Source organism: Solitalea canadensis DSM 3403, assembly GCF_000242635.2.
Classification (GTDB): Bacteria; Bacteroidota; Bacteroidia; order Sphingobacteriales; family Sphingobacteriaceae; genus Solitalea; species Solitalea canadensis.
Map to the genome: position 1 here is coordinate 2,135,029 of NC_017770.1, position 16,550 is coordinate 2,151,578.

Here is a 16,550-nt window from a genome sequence, read left to right on the forward strand (position 1 = left end):
TTGGTAGTGCAAATATATAATCAAAAAAATAAATAAAAGACCTTTTTATCTTTTATTATTTATTTATATTTGCCTCTGTGAAAATCATTGCCTACATAAGCTTAGCACTTTTTCTATTGGGACAAACTTTGTCGCAATACACGATGCTTATCGCATATGAGCTAAACAAAAATGAAATCACGAATCGCTTTTGTATTAATAAGAATAATCTTATGAAACATTGCTCGGGTAAATGTTACTTAGCCAAGCAATTGAAAAAGTATGCAGAGGAAGAGGAGAGGAGAAATAAGAAGAACGAAAAAACCGAACTCCTCGAAGTATATAACAATATAAGTGTATTTGAGGTCCCAACTCAATTATATTCCTTTGAAATTAAGCAAGAGATGATCCCCGATCATATTGCCTATTATTTTCAGGTTCTTACCTCGATATTCCATCCACCTACCACAGGATAATCCCCTTTTTATTCTTTACACAAATTATTTTTTTTAGCGAACTAACTTTAAAGTATCGCATTGGATATCTATTGTATTTTATTTATTATGAACACCTTATATATTACAAAATATACACTTATTGCTATTACATTCATCTTTTCATTAACACAAATGTCGTGCAGCAAAAGCAGTGATGAAGCCATTGTACCTGATAATCAATTACCTGAGTTAAGTGTAATAGGTCAAGCTACACTTGCCACAGAGGGCATTAAGGCAGAAATTCTTGCTGAGAATGAATTCAAGCAAGGCTATAACGTATTTTATATAAAACTAACTGATTTACAAACAAATAAGACGATTGAAAAGGCTAATATTTCAGTTAATCCAATGATGTCAATGAAGATGGATAATGGTATGATTCACAAGCATTCATCTCCATCAATACAACCAAAATCTGACAATACAACCCAAGGCCTGGTTAAAGGTGCATTTTTCTTTACAATGGCTAGCACTGCAACTGGTGATTGGGTGATCGAAGTAAATGCAACGGTAGCGAATAAGCAATATCAATTAACCATTCCGGTTACCGTATCTAATAATAAATATGGTGAGGTGATCTACAAGCGAACCAATACGCTAAAACTAGCTGATGGCTCAAGGATCATCTTATCTTATATGGAACCTGTTAAACCTAAGGTAGGAACAAATGACCTGCAGCTAGCTATTCACACCACTAACGACATGATGACATTTTCTGAAGCTGCTGATTTTACAGTAGAAATGGTAACAGAAATGCCTTCAATGGGACATGGTTCGCCGAATAATGTAAATCCTGTTGCAATTTCATCAGGACTGTATAAAGGTAAAGTAAACTTTACGATGCCTGGCGATTGGAAACTTCACTTTAAACTACTCAAAAACGGAGTTGCCATAGCTGAAGATGTTCCTGTAGAACTTTATTTCTAACCAATTACAGCCACTTGGAAGCTATAAAGCCTTTTAAGTGGCTGTATCAATTGCAATCTTATGCGAATTCGTTTAAAAAACATTGCAGTACTTGTTCCTTTAGTATCTACTCTTGTAGTAAACGCACAAACAGCAAAGCCTGAACCAGCAGCATGCGATAGTGTTTGTCACCAGTTACAAGAAGTAACCATTACTGCAAAAAATAATATACATAACAAGTATTTCAAGCATTACCTTGCAAGTACTACTAGTTCCGTTGATGATATTATGGCCCGGTTGCCGGGTATTACCTTAATCAAGCGTGGTAATTATGCGTTAGAACCTACTGTTAGGGGTTATTCTGCCGGACAAATTAATCTTACAATTGACGGAATGAAAATTATGGGTGCCTGTACCGACAAAATGGATCCGGCAACTTCCTACATTGAAACAGCTAACTTAAAGCAACTACAACTGCAAACAAGTGGCGAATCATTACAATTTGGATCGAACATAGGTGGTTCACTAAATTTCAAATCACAGGAACCGGTTATTGGAGGGGAGAAGAAGCTTTCGGGCTTTATAGCAAGCGGTGTACAAAGTTCTGGAACACAAAACAACAATCAATTATTACTGAATTGGTCGGAGCAAAAGTTTGGTGCAAAACTAAATGCGACCTATCGTAAATCCGAAAATTACAAAGCCGGAAATAATCAAACAATACCATTTTCTCAATACAATAAATTTAACCTGAACCTGGCTTTTAATTATTTACTTGCTGATAATTCAACGTTAAAAACAGATTTTATTTATGATGATGCGTGGGATATTGGTTATCCAGCATTACCAATGGATGTAAAATCAGCAAAAGCAATCATTGGTGGAGTTACCTACCGGAAATATTTCTCCAATTCATTATTCGAATCCATCGAAGCTAAGATCTATGCAAATGCTGTACACCATGAAATGGATGATACAAAACGTCCGGATATTGCCATGCATATGGATATGCCGGGTAAGAATAATACGCTCGGTTCATATATTGAAACCTCAATCGTACCCTTTTCGTCTCATCAACTAACAATTAAAGGTGATGTTTATACCACTTATTCGCAAGCAGAGATGACGATGTATGCAAACAATCTGCCGATGTATATGCTTACGTTACCTGATAACAGGAGAACAGCTGTTGGTATCTTTGTTAAAGATGATTGGCAAGTTGACAGGACTAAACTATTAACATTCAATGCAAGAGCGGAGTATACACAAACATCTCTTATTAGTGATTTAGGCTTACAACAGCAACAAGCGATTGGGCTTAAACCTCAAAAAGTGATGACAGATTGGTTAAAGAGTGCAGGTACTCAGTTTAACTATCGTTTTTTACCTAAAGTAAGTCTTTTAGCTTCATTGCAATATGCTGAAAGGGCTCCGGCATCAATCGAGTATTTGGGATATTATCTCTTTAATCGTTATGATAATTATGATTATTTAGGCAATCCCGACATTAAAACTGAAACAGCTTTAAAAAGTGAATTAAAATTTCAATACAATAACGACAAGCTGTTGTTAAGCCTGACAGGGTTTTATGATCGTATTAATCATTATATAACTAGTACTGTTTTAAAGGACTATAGCAGCATGACCGCAGGTGCCAATGGTGTGAAAATGTATACCAATAGTGACTATGCAATTGTAAGTGGGGCAGAAGCAACTATTTTATGGCAACCTTCAACTTCGTTCGAGTTTATTGCTTCTTCAAAATATACACGGGGGAAAGATAATACCGGAATGCATTTACCCTTAATTCCGCCATTAAAGTTAAGCTCATCAGTTAGCTATTCACTTAAGAAATTAAAAATGGAATTGGAAAATGAATGGGCCGCGGCACAAAAAAATGTGAATCCTAATTTCGGCGAAACCCCGACTTCATCATGGTATATTATGAATCTTCGCCTGAAATATGACCTTAAGTTATTAAAAACCGATTTGGGACTAACAACTGGCGTTGATAATCTATTTGATAAAACCTATGCAGAACATCTTGACTGGGGGAAAATTCCAAGAACCGGAAGGAATTTCTATTTGTCGGCAATATTGAATTTTTAGGTTTTTAACCGCAGAGACGCGAAGGCGCTAAGTTTCTCTTTGTGACTTGGCGCCTTTTTAGGTTTTAACCGCAGAGACGCGAAGACGCTAAGTTTCTTATTGTGACTTGGCGCCTTCGCGTTAAAATTTATGAAATTTCTTTAGGATTTACTCCAGAAACACAAAGGCGCTAAGTCTCTCTTTTTGACTTAGCGCCTTTGCTATAAATTTCTATATAGAGGTGAAGGAATATTTTAATCTGTTAAGACTTTAACCGCGAAGGCACAAAGTATCAAATTTCTTAGCGACTTGGTGCCTTCGCGGTAAAAAAACTATTTCTTCCTTAACACCTTCACTTCTTCCCAGGTCAATAAATCACCTTTAAGTTCCTGTTGCATTTTTGCGGCATCATCTTTGGAACTAAAAGCAGCAATATTTCCTCCCATAGGACTTTTAACGTTTTCTCCATGAAGAAAAACAGCCTCACGAGCACTGATGTAGCTACCGGCTTTAGAAAAATCAGTAACAAAATAAGAATCACTATGCTCAGGCTTCTCATTAGAATAATCGATCATACATTCGGCCGAATCAAACTTAAACGACTTACCGTTTTTATTTAGCATTACAGCTCCGAACTTATTATCCATTATGGTCATTTTACAATGAACACATTCATCCGAACCATAATTAATTGCTTCGGGAGATTTGGCTGAGCAACTATACAGTAGCAGTAATAATACTACTCCAAGCTTATAATATTTCATCTTGTAGTTCTTTTTCTTTTAAATTCAACAAAACCAACGGAAATGGCAAGGAAAATTGAAGAAATTACCATCCATCCACCTGTATCAGGAAATGAAGCAGCTAAAAAGTTTAATAATTGCTTATAACCTAAAAGAGGTGGCTGATAAGCCATTCCCGGAACCTTAATAGCAGCCATAGGGTCTAGATTGTGTCCGTAATCATATTCCCAATGATAGAAATCAATTGCACCAACAACACCAAAAATCAGCAATAATGCAATCCAGGCATATAATAATTTTTTATTGTTTTTCCAGTAAGTGAGAAAGCCAAATCCAATTAAAATGGCCATTACATAAGGTAGAAGCTTAAATTCATAAAACTCTTCCACTATAATGTGTTTCATTCCTATATAATGGTTCAGTCCATTGATTTTTTGCACATCGCCAGTAATATTATTGATCCAGATTTTCATTTCAAGTCCTTCTGGATACTGCGGTGCTTCAAGGGCTATTTTCCATAATGGGAATATGTATGCTCCAAATAGTAAAAGAGTACATACCAGAACAAGCATTCGGGATGATTTTTTCATATCATTAAAATTTTAGCATAAAAGATATGCATACCATAGAGAGCGATTAAAATAAATGAAGCTATGTGCAGAAAATGCTGCTCATAGCTTCATTTCAATAATTCATAAAATAAGTTTGAGCGCTTTATAGCATCTATTTCTTAGCTATTTCGTTTTTAGGAGCAGCATCACCTGTTCCGAATTTTAGTGCTACATTAGATCCTGCAGGAGAAACCCTTGCATAACCTTGCATTTCCTGGTGTAGTGCAGAACAGAAGTCTGTACAGTAGAAAGGAAATACTCCGGTTGCTTTAGGTGTCCATTTTATGGTTTGAGTTTCACCAGGCATAACCAGCAATTCTGAGTTTTCAGCACCTTTAATTGCAAAACCATGTGGAACATCCCAATCTTGCTCAAGGTTGGTAACATGGAAATAAACCTCATCGCCTAATTTAATACCTTCAATATTATCAGGTGTTAAGTGAGAACGAATTGCAGTCATGTACACATCTACACGGTTACCGTTTCTGGTAATCTTGGTTTCCTTCTCATTTTTAGCAGCGTAAGGGTGGTGATTTTCTTCCAGATTGTAGATTTTCTTCTGATTTTTAAGAATGATGTCTGCTGCACATGCTTGCGCATAATGCGGTTCACCAATGGTAGGGAAGTCAAGCAACAGGCTCATTTTTTCACCTGTAATATCGATCAACTGAGCTGACTGAGTTAACTCAGGTCCTGTTGGCAAATAACGGTCTTTAGTAATTTTGTTAAGGGCAATAACGTATTTACCATAAGGTTTTTTATTATCACCACCAACCACACATAAGTGACCAATTGAATAATAAGTTGGAATTCTGTCGACTACTTCTAATGTTTTAAGGTTCCATTTTACAATTTCAGATGAAACAAACATTGAAGTATAGGCATTTCCTTTATCATCAAACTCGGTGTGAAGAGGACCTAAGCCTGGTTTTTGTACTTCACCACGTAAAGCAGCTTCATATTTAATAACCGGAACAGCATCAAATTCACCTTCGAATGCTTTGTTTGCAATTGCTTCTGTTATTTTCTTGAAGGAGAATACAGGAATAGTAGCAGCTAATTTACCACTGGCAACAATGCTTTCTCCATCAGGACTAACATCAGCACCGTGTGGTGATTTAGGACAAGGAAGGAAGTAAACGATGTCTTTTAGTTCTCTTGTATCAAGCGTTAATACTTCTTTCATTATGTTAGAAGTTGCACTATGCGTTTTTTCATCATATTTGTTATGATAATAGGTCGCAGGCATTTTCTTTCCTTTTCCTTGTTTAATGTATTCCTCTGCTTTTTTCCAGTTTACAGCCATCACAAAATCTTTATCACGCTGGCTTGCATTTACTTCTAATAGCGTATTAGCTTGTTCAGAATTATAGCAAGTGAAAAACATCCATCCGTGAGAAACACCTTTTCCACTTCTTACCAGGTCATAATCGACACCCGGAACTAATAACTGGAACGCAAGGTTCATATTTCCATTTGCTTGATCAACATTTACAAATGAAAGAGCTCCTCTAAAGTTTTCTTTATAAGTACTGATCGGAACATCTGTATTGCCACCAATTGGAACGCTAAAACGAGTACCAGCTACCACATATTCAGTATTTTCGGTACAATAAGGTGAAGAGTGGTTACCTCCTGAGTTAGGTAATTCAATAATCTCTTCTGTTTTAAACGTTGCCAGATTAATACGGGCGATACGTGGCGTGTTATTTCCGTTAATAAACAACCAACGTCCATCATCTGCTCCGTCAGTTTTTGATAACTGAGGGTGGTGAGCATCATCCCAAGGAATAAAACCGTGAGACGTGTTTAACATCGCTTTTGTTTCCTCTGAATAGCCCCAGCCATTTTCAGGGTTTTGAGCAAATACAGGAATAACTTTTAATAATCTTCCCGACGGCAACCCATAGGCAGCTACCTGTCCGCTAAATCCTCCGGAAGCGAACATATAAACCTCATCTAACTTGCCGGGAGCAACGTATACTTTTTGTGCGGCATCACCTGAAACCACACTTTCTGCTTTTTTAGGCTTACATCCTGTCGCAAAAGTGACCGACAGCACTGCTGTCGCCATCATTAGCCGGGTGTAATTTGTAGAAATATTCATGACTTTTAGAATTAATAAAAATAAAGGTCTTTTTATCTTTTATTAGATAAACTATTTTGCACCATCATTTTGACGCAAGTACTCTAAAATATCACGCGCTTCATCATCCGAAACATTTTGGAAAGTCATTTGAGTTAAATGCTCTTCCAAAAGTGCTTTTGCAACAGGATCTTTTTTAGTCATTTCTTCAGGGTTGGTAATCATGTTCATGATCCACTCAGGAGTACGGCGTTGGGTAACACCTTTCAATCCAGGTCCAACAATTTTCTGATCATCTACCTTATGACAAGCTGAACATTTGGCTTCAAAAACAGTTTTACCTTTGGTTGCCACATCTGATTTAAATGCCGCAACATCAACAGAAGTGAATTTTCCAACGCCTTTACTGTCGCTATGTTCATGAGTGTTTACAGAAGCAGTTGCAGCGGTGCTTTCGGTAGCAGTGTTTTCTGCCTGGGCTGAAGACTCAGTAGTGGTTTGTTGATTACCTCCACATGAAGCTAAAATGAGAGAGGAAAGAAGCATAAAAGGAAATAAAGCCCTTTTACTCTTTTTTTCGGTTTTATGGATTTTCATATTACTTATTTGGTTAAAATATTATTGATGATTTAAAATATTAGTGAGCACATTCCCTTCAGAAACAGCCACGGCCAATTCCTGAACAGTTTTGGTGGAAAAAAGCTTTACCAGCTGAATTTTAATCGGCTTATAATTATCGTGAAGAGGGCAGGGGTGCGTATCATCACATTCTTTAAGTCCTAAAACACAACTGCTGAAAGGATTTGGTCCATCGATAGCAAAAACAACGTCCAAAATTGATATTGGTGATGCATTCTTCTCCACATAAAACCCACCGTTTGGACCTTTAGTTGATGAAACCAAACCTTGCTTAGAAAGCGTTTGAAGAATTTTAGCTATAAAATGTTCGGGAGAGCCTGTTTCCTTGGCAATATCCTTTATACCTAATTTATTGCCGTCTTTGCTTTTGTAGACGATATAAATCAGTGCCCTGATACCGTATTCACATGCTTTTGAAAACATTCTTATAGAGTTAATCTAAAATTATCGTAAATCTTCACAAAAATTACAGGATAAAAAAATCTTTTTACCTAATTATTTAACAATTCTGCTTCTAGCAATGCTGCTTTTGGAAACAAGATATTGTTTTCTAAGTGTATATGAGTGTGAAGATCATTTTCAAATTCCTCAAGCTTCGCATATAGTACCATATAGGTGTTGCAGGCATGAGCAGGAGGGGTATAATCATTTGAAAGAGTTTTAATCTGTTTAGTAAGATCTCCAGCTGAGTCATGCTCAATTTCCATCATGTTAATTGGATTTTTAACAGTTCCAAAATGTGGAGTATTAGGAGCTGTTTGCTCTTTTTTACTTTTTACCAATTCTTTGATATAAGGGAATAATATGCGTTCCTCTTTTAATAAGTGAGTATTTAACTCAGCAGCTAACTCCTGTAATACTACTAATATCTTAATATTTTCAGGGTTGTGTTCACCATGCACACGAGCTACCTTTTGGCAGTATTCTAATAATAACGGCAACGATTCGTTCACATAATTATGGTGTTTATTTACAATATAATCAGCAAGGAAATCAAGTTCCCATTTATCGTAATTTTCAATTCCGTTATCAACTTGTTCTACAGCAAGCAAGGCTGATTTTAATTTTTCGAAGTCGATACCTTTATTCTGGCAAACCTGCTGAACAGATATTTTGCCTCCACAGCAAAAATCAATTCCATACTTTTTAAATACATCGGCTTTTCTATAATCCTTAGCCACCAATTCGCCAATTGTTAGTTCGTTTAACTCTGATAAAGTATTCATACTATTTTGTTTTTTTGACCAGTCAAATATAAAGAGTTATTTTATAATAAAAGACAAATTAGTCTTTTATTTTTTATTTTGATTTATATCATAGAATAGGGGGCCTTTTAACACCGGAATTGAACTTTTTTATTATAGAAATAAAACGATCGACTACCTTAAATAATGGATTATAACAGTACAGAGCCTTTAACGCTCTTTATATATACTTAAGCAGAAATTTATTCAGCTGAATTTTAACCTGATAGAACCAAAACTGACCAAAAGCATAAAAAATATTTGCAGGTATGGCCTGTTTTTGTACTTTTGCCTCCGGAAAGTTGGCAGAGTGGTCGAATGCGGCGGTCTTGAAAACCGTTGACTGTTACAGGTCCGGGGGTTCGAATCCCTCACTTTCCGCGAAAAAAATAAAAGCACCTCAAAAGGGTGCTTTTTTTTATGGCCAAAGTGTGTTCTTTGATCAGGTGCAAAAGTTGTGGATTAAGGATATCATAAAATAATGCCGAAGTATAAGCAGAAGAGAAATTATAACTAAATAAAAATCTCGATCCGTTTATTCCGATCGGGACAATATTATTTATCTTCATTGAAGGCATTCTTTTTATCCTTTCTTTTTAAGATGGCATTCGCAATTATCAACTAGGTAATTGATGCTAATACGCTGACGATTATTGCCCCTATTAACTCTTCCCCTAAGAGGTATTGAACTAAGGTTATAACTATTGCCATTAATAAAAAAATCTCAATATTTTTTCTTAAACCTCTTGGCGCCTCCAGGCTTGTAGTTCATCTAATATATTCATGTTCTTATTGTATATGTCAAATGTATTAAAGTGTAATTAAGCTTTATTCTAATATTGGTTCGTCAGGCGGTAATAGTGGTTTCCTTAATAATTTCATAATTAAACGTTTTTAGTAATGATTTATTTACTATAAGACAAATAAGTACCCTCTTAACCACTAGTCAATTATTATAACTCAGTAAGCGCCCTTACACGCTAAATCAGGGTGTGTTTGAGTTTATTTTTGTCTGTTAAATCAAAATAAATAATTTATGAAGAACTATGGTGTAACCTATGTTAGAGAAATAGCTGGAAGACCTGTCGTTTTAGAGGTCCAAGAATGTTTATTGCATCTCCACCAATATTTAGTGAGAGTGGATTTAACGGGTTATTATTATAGTTGGACAAGGCAATCGATCAATTATTCAACTAAATGATGCACAAAAAGTAATAAAAAGAAAATAAGCGAACAAGGCTATGAAATCATTGAAGGTACCCCACTTTGCAAATTGGGCTGGTTACCAGGTAAAAATGGATACGAATATAATGGTGAAGAAAACCCTGAATCAAGAAAATTATCATTAACTTTTTGGAATACTTATGCAGAATCTATTCATACTATGACAAAAGCACTGATTGATAATGAAGTTACAATTATGGCTGGAACAGATGCTAATGTATCCGCTGTTGTTCCAGGATTTTCTCTTCATGATGAATTAGCACCTTTGCCTATAATAAAAATAGGAATATAAAAATTGACGAATATCTTAAGTGAAAAAATACACGATCTGCCAACAGCAGTTTTAGTAATTGGGTTTTTAGGACGTTAGACATCCGTGCATTGCGAAACCCTTCGCTCAAACATTTGGAATAAGAAACAAATAAAAAATATAAATTATGGCACTTATCAATCCGCACATTAACTTCAACGGAAATGCCGAAGAAGCATTCAATTTTTACAAATCTGTATTTGGTGGAGAGTTCACGAAGATTATATACCTCAAAGATATATCAAGCCCTGAATATCCAGTAGCAGAAAATGATGCAAATAAGATAATGTACATTGCTTTGCCAATTGGCAAAAACATTTTAATTGCCAATGACATTCCAGAAAGTATGGGACAAGTAAATGAAAATGAAAACAGGTCAAAGATATCTATTAGTGCAGAAAGTCGTGAAGAAGCTGACAAATTATTTAGCGGACTTTCAGCAGGCGGAAATATTGAAGTGCCTATTGACGACAGTCCTTGGGGTTCCTATTTTGGAATGTTTAGAGACAAATTCGGTATTGAATGGATAGTGGATTTTGACCCAAACTATAACGCAAAAATATAAGCGAAAAACCACGAACACCTAACAGCGGTTTGGCAAAAAAAGGAGTGACGTGCTTCTGGATCATTCACTCAAATTTATTGCTCTTGCATTAGTTAATCTTCGGAGGAGATTAACCTTCGAAGGTTATGCATTGGTCTAAAACATAAGCCCGGATAGGGCGAAACTTATTCTCTGTTTAGTTTCACTGCATCCGGAATTAACTATTCAAATCTTTCTATTTCTATTAAGGTTAAACTTCTCCAAAGTTTTCACTTTATAACTGAAATTATCTCCTTTTGCCCCAACATTTCCTGTCGGTCCATTCAAAACCTCACTCTGCATATTAGATCATCCTAACTTTTAAAAAACTCACCAAAATGCCAAAGAATCCCTGAAGGATCGTGCAAAAAACATTCTCGTCCCCAATAATCTTCACGGATCGGGGTTAGCTTTGCTTCCTGATAGTTAGCAGTCAGGTTTAATGCTACTAATTCCTCCCAAAAACGATTTACATCATCCACCTCTAAAAAAATCATTGTATTATCTATCCAATCCTTAACATAAGCGTCTTGCAGGTAAAAACTAAGTCCATCAGTTTTAAAAACAGACATATTATGAGAGAGGATTGTTTCCTCAAAACCAAGATCGCGATAAAAACTTCTGGATAATTCAAAATCTTTAGCTCCAATAAAAGGACGGATGGATATTGCTTTATGTTCCATGGGTTTTGTGTGTTATTAATAGTTGACCAAACTTACTAAATACTTCTGTGTAAAAAACTTTAGCATTCATAATTAAAAACCGAATAAAAAACAACATAAATCAAACAAAATGAGTATATTAAATCAAAAACATGCATAAACTTATGAGAGTTCAATAGAATAAATTGACTTTGATCCTATTGATCTTCCCTGGTAACCTTTAATCTAAAAACTTGTATATGAAACAGTTTATTTTTATTGTAGTTATGGCCCTAGGACTAGCTGGTTGCAGTCCTTCTACACAAATTGTAAAAAGCTGGAAAGACCCAAATTCAACTTTGGAAAAGACTGAAAGCACTAAAATTTTTGTATTAGCAATGATAAAAGATGAAGCATCCCGAAGGGTAATTGAAGATGAATTGGTGAAACGAATGGCTCCGTACGCCTTTGCTTCATATAATTTTATTACATCTGACATGTTAAAAGAAGCCAGTGCAGAAAAACTTACTGAAAAGTTAAAACTGGAAAAATATACGCATGCGTTGTTCATGCGCTTGGCCGACATTGAGAAAGAAACTTCTTACGTGCCGGGCACTACCTCTTATGGTTATTATGGCGGCTATGGAAGATACTATGGTTATGGAGCAAGTATGTATTCTACACCTGGCTATTATTCAACAAGCAAAAACTACTTTGTTGAAACAACAGTTTATTCAGTTGACCAGGATAAACTACTGTGGACAGGTACCACAAAAACAGTTGATCCTTCAAAAATTGATAAAGCTGTAAATGACATTGCAACTGTAGTTGCTGAAAAAATGCGAAAGGATGGCTTTATAAAATAATACTGACTGTTATTATTGAGTTTTTCAAAGTAGTTGAATTTTGTTGATTCCAAAAGTATCCTACTCCTCAACGGTAGCAGGATAATTACAGGCTATTGCTTAAGAATCTTCATTTTTTATAAAATTATAAATTAGATGAGTATGTGTAAAGAGCTCACCTAATTTTCAAGGTTTTATTAACTAGTCTTCAACTTATTTCGTTGTCCTGATACATTTCCACGACGTTTCCATTCTGGAATTTCGCTTTCGGCAGCAATCACCAAGCTTCTTTTTGACAAAACAATGCTGGCATTTAACTCATAACCAATCAAAATGATCATGGAGTTTAGGTAAAGCCAGATCATTATAACGATTAACGTACCAATAGAACCGTAGAGTTTATTATAAGCACCAAAATGGTTGATGTAATAGGCAAACCCTACTGATACAGTAATGGCCAGTAATGTAGCTAGCACCGAGCCTGGTGTGATAAACCTCTTCGAACGAGTGGTCGATGGTCCGAAATAATAGAGCAGGGAAGTAGAAAACAAGAAAAGTAGTGAAATCACCAACCACCTGAATGTTTGCAATGCAAATTTGAGAAACCAACCTTTAATAAAATCCTCTCTCTCCAGAAAATTAATGATGTATTCACCTGCAATCAAAAAGAAAATTCCTACCACCAGCGAGATCGCAATATAAAGTGTTAGCAGCAATGCAATCGTTCTTTTCTTAATAAAACTCCGTCGCTCTGCTACTAATGAAGCCTTATTAAAAGCCCGCATTAACGAGTTAACGCCATTCGTTGAGAAAAATAATGCGGCAATAAAACCGAACGACAATAAGCTAACATTTTGCTTTTTGATAATATCAAAAAGCGTTTCTTCTGCAGCCTTGTAAGCATTATAAGGTAATATTTGCATCAGGATCGACAACAATTGATCCTGAAAGCCGTCAAAAGGAATATAGGGGATAAGTGTAAACAAAAAAATAATAGCCGGAAAGATGGCTAATAAGAAGCTATAGGCCAATGAAGAAGATTTAGTAACCAATGCTTCTTTTTTGAGTTCATTGATAAAGAAAACTCCAACTGTATAAATGGGTAATTGCTGAAAACCGGGCAGTGCTGTTCTTTTAGTCCATTGAATGAACCAACGATACAAGCTGATCTGGTTTAAATACTTTTCAATTTTACCCATTGAGTGATGCGTCAATTTAAAAATAAGATTATTTTCCGCGATAAGCGGGGTTTAATGTTAACTATTTAAGCAAGTTGATGTTTAGTGGAAATGTCGTTTTTAAAAGGTGATCAAACGACCAGGGCTGTTTTTAAAAGAATGCCTTTAATTTTTCCATAAAAACTTCCGGACCGTGACAAGGTTTGTTTGTCTTCATGTCCACAAATACCAATTTAGTATGAGCAATGGTCAGTAATTCTCCCTGTTCATTAAACAATTCATAATCAAAATGAATTCTGATGGCAGGAAGCGTTTTTAATGTTGTTTTTATAGTTATTTCATCATCGTAACGTGCCGGTTTAATATATTTTATGTTTAGCTCCAGAACCGGCATCATTATTCCCGATTCTTCAAAACTCTTATACGATAAACCAAGATTTCTGAGCATCTCAACACGGGCAACCTCTAAAAATTCGGCGTAGTTACCGTAATACATATAACCCATCTGATCTGTTTCACCGTAACGAACGCGCAATTTTGTTTCGTGTATATACATTGTTTATTTATTATTAATCACGCAGAGCCACGAAGGCGCTAAGTTTTATTTAATTTATGAACTGCTTGTTAAGTCCTGTTGAATCAAATTATCTTTGCGCCTCAGCGGCTTTACGTGCTTTTTTTCTTTTTTATTTATTTGGCGGACAATGTTGTACAAGAAAATTGGTCAACAGCTGATATAAATGCTCTGTTGTTCCTTCTCCTTCGTTTATTGAATGTGTACGATTAGGATAAGCCATCATACTGAATGGCTTTTTAGCTTTAATCAACGCATTTACCAGCATTTCGTGGTTTTGATAATGAACGTTGTCATCACCAGTGCCATGAATTAACAGTAAATTACCTTTTAATCCATCCACATAATTAATCGACGAACCTTCTTTATAAGCATTAGCACTTTCAGGAATCAGTCCCATGTAACGTTCTTCGTAAACATTATCATAGGTAAGTAGGTTAGCAACTCCGGCAACAGCCATTCCAGTTTTGTAAATATCAGAATATTTGAACATCAGGTTTTGAGTTGATGAGCCACCGCCACTCCATCCCCAAACTGCAATACGATCGCTATCCACCCATTTCCATTTCAGAATTTCTTTGGCAGCCATTGCTTGGTCGCGCACATTAAGAATGCCAATATTCTTAAAAACTGCTTTGCGCCACTTACGTCCTTTGGCAACAGGTGTACCACGATTATCTAAAGAAATGATCACATAACCCATACTTGCCAATTGCTGATGCCAACCGTTGGGAGCAAACTGATCTTTAACAGTAGCCGCTGCAGGTTCACCGTAGATATCGAACAAAACAGGGTATTTTTTAGTTTCATCAAAATTTGCCGGCTTAATCATCCATCCATCAATGGTAACACCATCTACTGTAGTTACATGGAAGAAACTTTGCGGATTCGGCAAATATTGCTTTATCTGGTCAGGTGTTAATTCAAAGCTTGCACCAGATCTCAATTGTTTGTGTCCGGCAAGAACAACAAACTCTTCTTGTGGAGCTGTGGTGTGATTGGAAAAACGATGAACACCATACAGTGCGTCGGGAGAGAGGTTGTAAGTATGAGTACCAGATTGTACCGCCGGTGATAATTGCACAAGTGTTCCTTTTCCATCTAACGATACCGAATACAAATATTGTTGGGTGGCATTCTTTTGTGAGCCGTAAAAATACAATACACCTTTTTTCTCATCAATGCCGGCAACATCCATCACGTCGTAATTTCCTTTTGAAATCAAACGTTCATTTGATCCATCACGGTTTAAACGAAATACATGTTTCCATCCGTCTTTTTCAGATGTCCATAAAAATTCCTTTCCACCATTGATCCAATCCCATCCCGGTCTGTCATATTGCCAGAAATAGCTCAAATCAATCCATGCAGCATCACTCTCCTGGTAAATTTTCTTACCTAAGCCAGTCTGAACATTTACCATAAACAATCTGCAGGTATCCTGTTTACGATTTAATTGTTGAACCATTAGCTCGTTGTTGTTTCCGGCCCAGTCTAAACGAGTGATATAGTTTTTAATTGGATCTCCCGGTATATTCATCCATTTAGTTGAAGCTGAATTAACATCAACAACTCCGACTCTAACATTAGATGGATTATAACCAACTTTTGGATATTCAACAGGGGTTATTCTCGAATAAATAGAGTCCGTATTATTAATCATCAGGAAATTGCCAATTTTTGAAGCATCAACCTGCCAGTAAGCAATCGATTTACTGTCGGGACTCCAACGGAATCCGTCACGACAAAACAGCTCTTCTTCATACACCCAATCAAAAGTACCGTTGATTATTCTGTCGGTTCCATCTGTTGTTAATTGCTTTCTATTTCCGCTTTGCAAATCTTCCACATAAATATTGTGTTTGCTTACATAGGCCGCTTTAGTACCGTCATCTGATATTTTCGCAAACTGTAATGAAGAAGAAGGCAAACCTTTTCCTAATTGCACTAATTTCTTTGTTGTCACATTAAGCACCCAAAAATCACCTCTTGTATTAGCCCGCCAAACCTTTTTTGAGTTGGTAAAAAGTAGCATCTGCTGTTTTGCCGGATACCAGGTATAGGATTCAACCTCTAATGGTTGTGCCCCTTGTGGAGTAAGATCATTTGATGACACTAATACCTTTCGTGCAAAATTAGCCGATGGGTCATACTGTGCGATCTCAAAACCAGCACCGGAAGGCTCCATATTGGTAAACAAATGTCCGTCTTTGTTCCACACAATACTGCTGAAGTTCATTGCTTCAGGGTCGACAGGAGTGAGGTTTAAGTTTTGTTTTAAACGCAGGTGTTCTGGCAAAGGCTGAGCTTCAACACTTACGCAACAACCTATTACAGCCAAAACTGCAATAAATAATTTGGGTGAAATCAACTTCATAGTTTAAGATTTAGGATAGTATCAG

At 36.2% G+C, this 16,550-nt stretch carries 16 protein-coding genes and 1 tRNA gene; 7 read left to right on the forward strand and 10 right to left on the reverse strand.

Annotated features, from left to right (window positions below; genetic code table 11):
- Positions 1-212 precede the first annotated feature (212 nt).
- The 3 genes from SOLCA_RS08695 to SOLCA_RS08705 all read left to right on the forward strand — a co-directional run bounded on the left by SOLCA_RS08695 (position 213) and on the right by SOLCA_RS08705 (position 3,491).
- Positions 213-455, forward strand: a complete 243-nt coding sequence (locus SOLCA_RS08695; protein WP_014680073.1) for a hypothetical protein — start codon at positions 213-215, stop codon at positions 453-455.
- A gap of 87 nt (positions 456-542) precedes the next feature.
- Complete coding sequence (locus tag SOLCA_RS08700; RefSeq protein ID WP_042479561.1) at positions 543-1,403, forward strand: FixH family protein; 861 nt, start codon at positions 543-545, stop codon at positions 1,401-1,403.
- Positions 1,404-1,463: 60 nt separating this feature from the next.
- Positions 1,464-3,491 (forward strand): TonB-dependent receptor, encoded by a 2,028-nt coding sequence (locus SOLCA_RS08705; protein WP_014680075.1) that lies wholly within the window; start codon positions 1,464-1,466, stop codon positions 3,489-3,491.
- Positions 3,492-3,802: 311 nt separating this feature from the next.
- Here the strand turns inward: SOLCA_RS08705 and SOLCA_RS08710 are convergent, their stop codons facing one another.
- The 6 genes from SOLCA_RS08710 to ric form a co-directional block, all read right to left on the reverse strand.
- Positions 3,803-4,234, reverse strand: a complete 432-nt coding sequence (locus SOLCA_RS08710; RefSeq protein WP_014680076.1) for a nitrous oxide reductase accessory protein NosL — start codon at positions 4,232-4,234, stop codon at positions 3,803-3,805.
- The gene (locus SOLCA_RS08715; protein WP_014680077.1) at positions 4,231-4,803 is read right to left on the reverse strand and encodes a hypothetical protein; all 573 of its coding nucleotides are present in this window, start codon (positions 4,801-4,803) and stop codon (positions 4,231-4,233) included. The genes SOLCA_RS08710 and SOLCA_RS08715 overlap by 4 nt, the downstream gene beginning before the upstream one ends.
- Before the next feature lie 133 nt (positions 4,804-4,936).
- Entirely contained in the window at positions 4,937-6,931 is a 1,995-nt protein-coding gene (gene nosZ / locus SOLCA_RS08720; protein WP_014680078.1) for a Sec-dependent nitrous-oxide reductase, read from the reverse strand.
- Positions 6,932-6,982: 51 nt separating this feature from the next.
- Entirely contained in the window at positions 6,983-7,507 is a 525-nt protein-coding gene (locus SOLCA_RS08725) for a c-type cytochrome (protein ID WP_014680079.1), read from the reverse strand.
- A gap of 21 nt (positions 7,508-7,528) precedes the next feature.
- The gene (locus SOLCA_RS08730) at positions 7,529-7,972 is read right to left on the reverse strand and encodes an RrF2 family transcriptional regulator (RefSeq protein WP_014680080.1); all 444 of its coding nucleotides are present in this window, start codon (positions 7,970-7,972) and stop codon (positions 7,529-7,531) included.
- 68 nt (positions 7,973-8,040) lie between these two features.
- Positions 8,041-8,775 (reverse strand): iron-sulfur cluster repair di-iron protein, encoded by a 735-nt coding sequence (gene ric / locus SOLCA_RS08735; protein WP_014680081.1) that lies wholly within the window; start codon positions 8,773-8,775, stop codon positions 8,041-8,043.
- A 314-nt stretch (positions 8,776-9,089) separates the two neighbouring features.
- Here ric and SOLCA_RS08740 point away from each other — a divergent pair.
- The 3 genes from SOLCA_RS08740 to SOLCA_RS08750 all read left to right on the forward strand — a co-directional run bounded on the left by SOLCA_RS08740 (position 9,090) and on the right by SOLCA_RS08750 (position 10,892).
- Positions 9,090-9,174: transfer RNA gene (locus SOLCA_RS08740), tRNA-Ser, on the forward strand.
- 892 nt (positions 9,175-10,066) lie between these two features.
- Positions 10,067-10,309, forward strand: a complete 243-nt coding sequence (locus tag SOLCA_RS08745; RefSeq protein WP_042479566.1) for a hypothetical protein — start codon at positions 10,067-10,069, stop codon at positions 10,307-10,309.
- Between the two features lie 145 nt (positions 10,310-10,454).
- Entirely contained in the window at positions 10,455-10,892 is a 438-nt protein-coding gene (locus SOLCA_RS08750) for a VOC family protein (RefSeq protein WP_014680083.1), read from the forward strand.
- Between the two features lie 332 nt (positions 10,893-11,224).
- Here the strand turns inward: SOLCA_RS08750 and SOLCA_RS08755 are convergent, their stop codons facing one another.
- Positions 11,225-11,593 carry a VOC family protein gene (locus tag SOLCA_RS08755; RefSeq protein ID WP_014680084.1) on the reverse strand — a complete coding sequence of 123 codons (369 nt, stop codon included), beginning with the start codon at positions 11,591-11,593 and terminating at the stop codon, positions 11,225-11,227.
- A 218-nt stretch (positions 11,594-11,811) separates the two neighbouring features.
- On the opposite strand from SOLCA_RS08755, the gene SOLCA_RS08760 reads away from it, so the two are divergent.
- The gene (locus SOLCA_RS08760) at positions 11,812-12,417 is read left to right on the forward strand and encodes a hypothetical protein (RefSeq protein ID WP_014680085.1); all 606 of its coding nucleotides are present in this window, start codon (positions 11,812-11,814) and stop codon (positions 12,415-12,417) included.
- 176 nt (positions 12,418-12,593) lie between these two features.
- On the opposite strand, the gene SOLCA_RS08765 is transcribed toward SOLCA_RS08760, so the two are convergent.
- The 3 genes from SOLCA_RS08765 to SOLCA_RS08775 form a co-directional block, all read right to left on the reverse strand.
- Entirely contained in the window at positions 12,594-13,595 is a 1,002-nt protein-coding gene (locus tag SOLCA_RS08765) for a YihY/virulence factor BrkB family protein (RefSeq protein WP_014680086.1), read from the reverse strand.
- 130 nt (positions 13,596-13,725) lie between these two features.
- On the reverse strand, positions 13,726-14,130 hold the full coding sequence (locus SOLCA_RS08770; RefSeq protein WP_014680087.1) for an acyl-CoA thioesterase: 405 nt from the start codon (positions 14,128-14,130) through the stop codon (positions 13,726-13,728).
- 130 nt (positions 14,131-14,260) lie between these two features.
- Positions 14,261-16,525, reverse strand: a complete 2,265-nt coding sequence (locus tag SOLCA_RS08775; RefSeq protein WP_014680088.1) for a S9 family peptidase — start codon at positions 16,523-16,525, stop codon at positions 14,261-14,263.
- Positions 16,526-16,550: the final 25 nt, after the last annotated feature.